Source organism: Sulfuricurvum sp. RIFOXYD12_FULL_44_77 (assembly GCF_001830725.1).
Lineage (GTDB): Bacteria > Campylobacterota > Campylobacteria > Campylobacterales > Sulfurimonadaceae > Sulfuricurvum > Sulfuricurvum kujiense_A.
In genome coordinates, this window is record NZ_MIBU01000195.1 from 1 (window position 1) to 4518 (window position 4518).

Sequence of the window (4518 nt, forward strand, 5' to 3'; positions counted from 1 at the left end):
TGCTCGTCGATTAGAGAGTGCTTTTCGTTCGTGGTGAACCTGTCGAACCATGAACTTCTTACCCTTCGACAAGCTCAGGGCGAACGGATAAATTCCCGTCATTGGTTCTAAAATTAAATAACAAATTATCTTTTTAAATTAAATTTTACCTTTTAAATATTCGTTTAAGTTATCCAGACGTACAATGGTGAATGACTATTCATAAAATACGAGGGAGAGATCATGTCTGATAAAGTAGAAGCAGTTAAAAAACTGTTTACTTCCCAAAGTTCGCGAGTCGAAACAAATAAGGGTGATACGTATTACCAAGAGTTGTTCGATAAGTGTGAGGCGAGATTGAACGAGATGCGCTCACATCAGCCGGCTAATAAGCTCGATTTTGCCGATCTTTTGGAAGAGAACGGGATTGATAGACGAGAGTTTATGAAATGGGCGAGTGCTACAACAGCGATGCTGATGCTTCCACCTATGTTTACCCCTCTCGTTGCCGATGCGGCAGTGTTGATGAACCGAGCACCGGTTATTTGGCTTGAACTCCAAGACTGTGCCGGTAACTCCGAAGCCCTTTTGCGCGCTGACGGACCGAAGATAGATGAAATTGTCCTTGATATTATCTCTCTTGAGTTTCATGAGACGCTTCAAGCCGCATCAGGCCATCAGGCTGAAAAACAGCTCGATGAAGCGATGGAACATTTCAAAGGGAAATATCTTCTTTTCGTAGAAGGTTCTATTCCGATGGCGATGGACGGTCAATACGGAACGATCGGTGCGAAAGCTGAAACGTTTCATGACCACTTACTCCGCTGTGCCGAAAATGCTGCGGCAGTTATTGCGGTAGGAAGCTGTGCAACGTTCGGCGGTATTCCTGCTGCCTCTCCGAATCCTACCGGTGCGGTTGGGGTTATGGACGTTGTTAAAAACAAACCGATTATTAATATTCCGGCGTGTCCTGCGAATCCTGCCAATATGGTCGGAGTCATTTTGCATTACGTATTGACAGGACAGGTTCCTGAGCTTGATTCACTTCTTCGTCCTAAATTTGCATTCGGCTATCGTATCCACGATAACTGCGAACGCCGCGCACACTTCGATGCGGGTGAGTATGTTGAGGAGTGGGGCGATATCGGTGCTAAAAACAATTTCTGTCTCTACAAAATGGGATGTAAAGGGCCGATGACGTTTAACAACTGTTCCATCGTCCGTTACAATGACGGGGTAAACTGGCCTATCGGAGTCGGACGCGGTTGTATCGGATGTTCGGAACCCGATTTTTGGGATAAATACGCGTATGAGCGTCCAATGGCGGATGCAAAAATCAAAGCCCCTACGGGCGGTGTCGAGAAAACCGTTGACGAATTCGGTTTGGGCATGTTGACCGCAGTCGGTATCGGTATCGGTATCCATGCAGCAGCAAGTGCCATTGCAGGTAAACGAGAAAATTCAGGAGAGAGCCATGAGTAAGCACATTGTAGTTGACCCTATTACCCGTATTGAGGGACATTTACGCATCGAAGCGGTCATTGATGAGAATAACACGATTGTTGATGCGTACAGTGCTTCGACTATGTTTCGTGGAATTGAGACGATTTTACAAGGACGCGATCCTCGTGACTGCGGACTTTTAGCAATGCGTATTTGCGGTGTATGTACCGGAACACACTATCAACGCTCTATCGAAGCGGTAGAGGATGCGTTTGATATTACGATCCCTAAAAATGCCCGTATCGTTCGTAACTTGATCCAAGGTGCACTTTATGTCCATGACCATGTGGTTCATTTCTACCACCTTCATGCACTTGATTTCGTCGATGTTGTTTCAGCATTGTCAGCTGATCCGGCTAAAACAGCGGCAGAAGCTCGCAAATGGGCGGGTGTTGCGGGTGTAAGTCCGTTTATCGACGGGGAAAGCCAATTTAAAGAGATCCAAGATCGTGTGGCAAAATTTGTCAAACAAGGGCGTTTAGGGATTTTCGGAAACGGTTACTGGGGCAATCCACATTATAAATTGACTCCGGAACAAAATCTTATCGGCGTTGCCCACTATCTTATCGCGTTGGACGTACAACGTGATTTGGCAAAAATGCAGGCGATCTTCGGCGGTAAAAATCCGCATCCGCAATCCATCGTTGTCGGCGGGGTAACGTGTGTGCAAGATATTCAGAATCCTGCACGTATCGCATTGTTCAAATCGCTTCTTCTTGAAGGGACTAAGTTTGTCAAACAAGCGTATTTGCCGGATGTTTATATGGCGGGAACGATGTACGCGGGTGAAGCGACCGATTCTAAAGCGACGTTTAGCGAGCTTGTCGGGGGCAAAGGGGTCGGCGGAACCGGCGGAGGACTCTTGAACTTTATGAGTTACGGTGATTTCCGTCTCGATGATACCGGTTTTTATAAATCTGCTCTCCTTTTCCCTAAAGGGGTAGTAATGGGCGGAGACATCTCTAAAGTCCTTCCGTTGGATGAAGCAAAAATCATGGAAGATGTGACCCATGCATGGTACAAAGGGGACAAACCTCTCCATCCGTATGAGGGGCAAACGATCCCTGAATATACCGGTTTGGACAAACGTTCTGACGGTATCGCGTATCTTAAAACAAAAGAGAAATACAGCTGGATCAAATCACCGATTTACAATGATGCCCGTGTTGAAGTGGGACCGTTGGCTCGTATGGTGATCGGTGTCGCTAGCAAAGATGAACGTATTACCAAATACGTGACCAACTTCCTTAAACGGGGAAATCTTCCGGTGTCTGTCTTGTTTAGTACGGTTGGACGTACGGCGGCTCGTGCGATTGAAACCGAGTTGATGGCGGATGTAATGGTCGAGTGGATTGACGAGCTTGCAAAAAATGCGGCAGCCGGTGATCTCAAAACATGGGCTGAATTTGATTTTGACGAAGTGAGTGTGAGTGCAAAAGGGCGCGGTATGGCGGAAGCTCCGCGCGGAGCACTCGGCCACTGGGTCAGCGTAGCGGATGGAAAAGTCGTCAACTATCAAGCGATTGTTCCATCAACATGGAATGCGGCTCCGCGTGATTATAAAAACCGTATGGGTGCCTATGAAGCGAGTTTGATCGGTACCAAAGTGGCCAATCCGGAACAGCCGCTCGAGATCATCCGTACGATTCACAGTTTTGACCCATGTATCGCATGTGCGGTTCACGTTGTCGATACCAAAGGTAAAGAGCTTGCTGTTTACAAAGTAGATACCTCTTGCAGTATCTAAGGAGAGAATCATGAAACAGGGGTACACACAAGTCAAACGTATGACACCGATCATGCGAGTCATGCATTGGGTAAATGCGATTTGTTTGGTTGGGGCGATTGCTACAGGACTTTATATCGGGCACCCGTATTATCAGACATTGATTGCTGATGGTGCCGTCGATAAATACGTCATGGCGTGGAACCGTTACGGCCATTTTATCATTGCGATCATTTTTGATGTAACATCGATTGTTATTGCCTATCTTTATTTTTTCAGCCGTTTTGAAAAACCGTACAAAAAGGTGATTCCGAATACGAAAAATATTAAAGAATTCAAAAATGTTTTCATCAATTTAATAAGCTTAAACCGTAAAAATGAGTTGAATTCAGAGCATGCGGACAGTTTTAATACCGTCTATTTTACGATTTTCCATTTACTGTTAATTTGGATGCTTCTCACGGGGCTTCAACTTTATGTACATGGATTGGGTTCAGGGACAAGTTCCATCGGTGCATGGTGGCCGTGGATGCTCCATGCAGTAACCGATTGGACATTGTATGTAACCGGCGGAAGTAAAATGGATGTCCGCATCTCGCATCATTTGACGATGTGGTTGATCATCTGTTGGGTAGTGTTTCATATCTATTACCAAGTATGGAGAACTATTTTCTGGAAAGAGGGCGATATCGGAATCGTTATCAGCGGAACGAAGTTTGCAAAAGACAAATCACCTAAAAGTGAATAAAAGTAAGGGCGGGCTTTAAGCCCGCCTGCTCTGTTTTTCCTAGATTCCCGGTGGGGAAGCGATGAAAGATAGCGCAGACAGTAAGGATTATTATGGCTTTCACGTTAGAGGTAATGACCTCTTTTTCACAACCGACGATCAAAAATTATCTGATTTCAACGATCCGCTCTTTCGGGATAAAAGCGGTTGTCCACCAACAAAAAAATAAAATTATTTGTGCGTTTAACAGCGGCGATGAAAAACTCCAAGAGTGTTTGGAAGCGATTGCTCTAACGCTCCCCGCATCGGCTTTTATGAGTAGTTCCCAGCATTACGATATGGAGGGAGAACCTGAAGAAATCCCCGATTTTGCGGTAGAGTATCCGGTGGCTTTGGGATTATGCCCCAGCTGTCAAAAAGAGATGTTTGACCCCTCCTCTAAACGCTACTATTACCCGTTTACCCAATGCACCCATTGCGGAGGGCAATACGCATTTTTCGAACATTATCCCTATAAACGCGAGAATACCGTTTTTTCGTATCTCAAACCATGTCCGACGTGTGAAGAGGAAGCGAAACAGTT

Annotated in this window: 4 protein-coding genes; all 4 read left to right on the plus strand. The window is 45.7% G+C overall.

Annotated elements, in window-relative coordinates:
- Positions 1-222 precede the first annotated feature (222 nt).
- Positions 223-1461, plus strand: coding sequence for a hydrogenase small subunit (locus A2517_RS07410; protein WP_294895644.1), 1239 nt, complete (start codon positions 223-225; stop codon positions 1459-1461).
- The gene (locus tag A2517_RS07415) at positions 1454-3229 is read left to right on the plus strand and encodes a nickel-dependent hydrogenase large subunit (RefSeq protein ID WP_294895647.1); all 1776 of its coding nucleotides are present in this window, start codon (positions 1454-1456) and stop codon (positions 3227-3229) included. Before A2517_RS07410 ends, A2517_RS07415 begins: the two co-directional genes overlap by 8 nt.
- A 10-nt stretch (positions 3230-3239) precedes the next feature.
- Positions 3240-3956 carry a cytochrome b/b6 domain-containing protein gene (locus A2517_RS07420; protein ID WP_294895649.1) on the plus strand — a complete coding sequence of 239 codons (717 nt, stop codon included), beginning with the start codon at positions 3240-3242 and terminating at the stop codon, positions 3954-3956.
- 92 nt (positions 3957-4048) lie between these two features.
- Positions 4049-4518: hypothetical protein (locus A2517_RS07425; protein ID WP_294895651.1), on the plus strand; the 470-nt coding region annotated here is incomplete at its 3' end.

Excerpts from the sequence above, each read along its gene's own strand:
- A2517_RS07415 (WP_294895647.1), top strand. The coding sequence starts at position 1,454 with ATGAGTAAGCACATTGTAGTTGACCCTATTACCCGTATTGAGGGACAT.
- A2517_RS07410 (WP_294895644.1), top strand. The coding sequence starts at position 223 with ATGTCTGATAAAGTAGAAGCAGTTAAAAAACTGTTTACTTCCCAAAGT.
- A2517_RS07420 (WP_294895649.1), top strand. The coding sequence starts at position 3,240 with ATGAAACAGGGGTACACACAAGTCAAACGTATGACACCGATCATGCGA.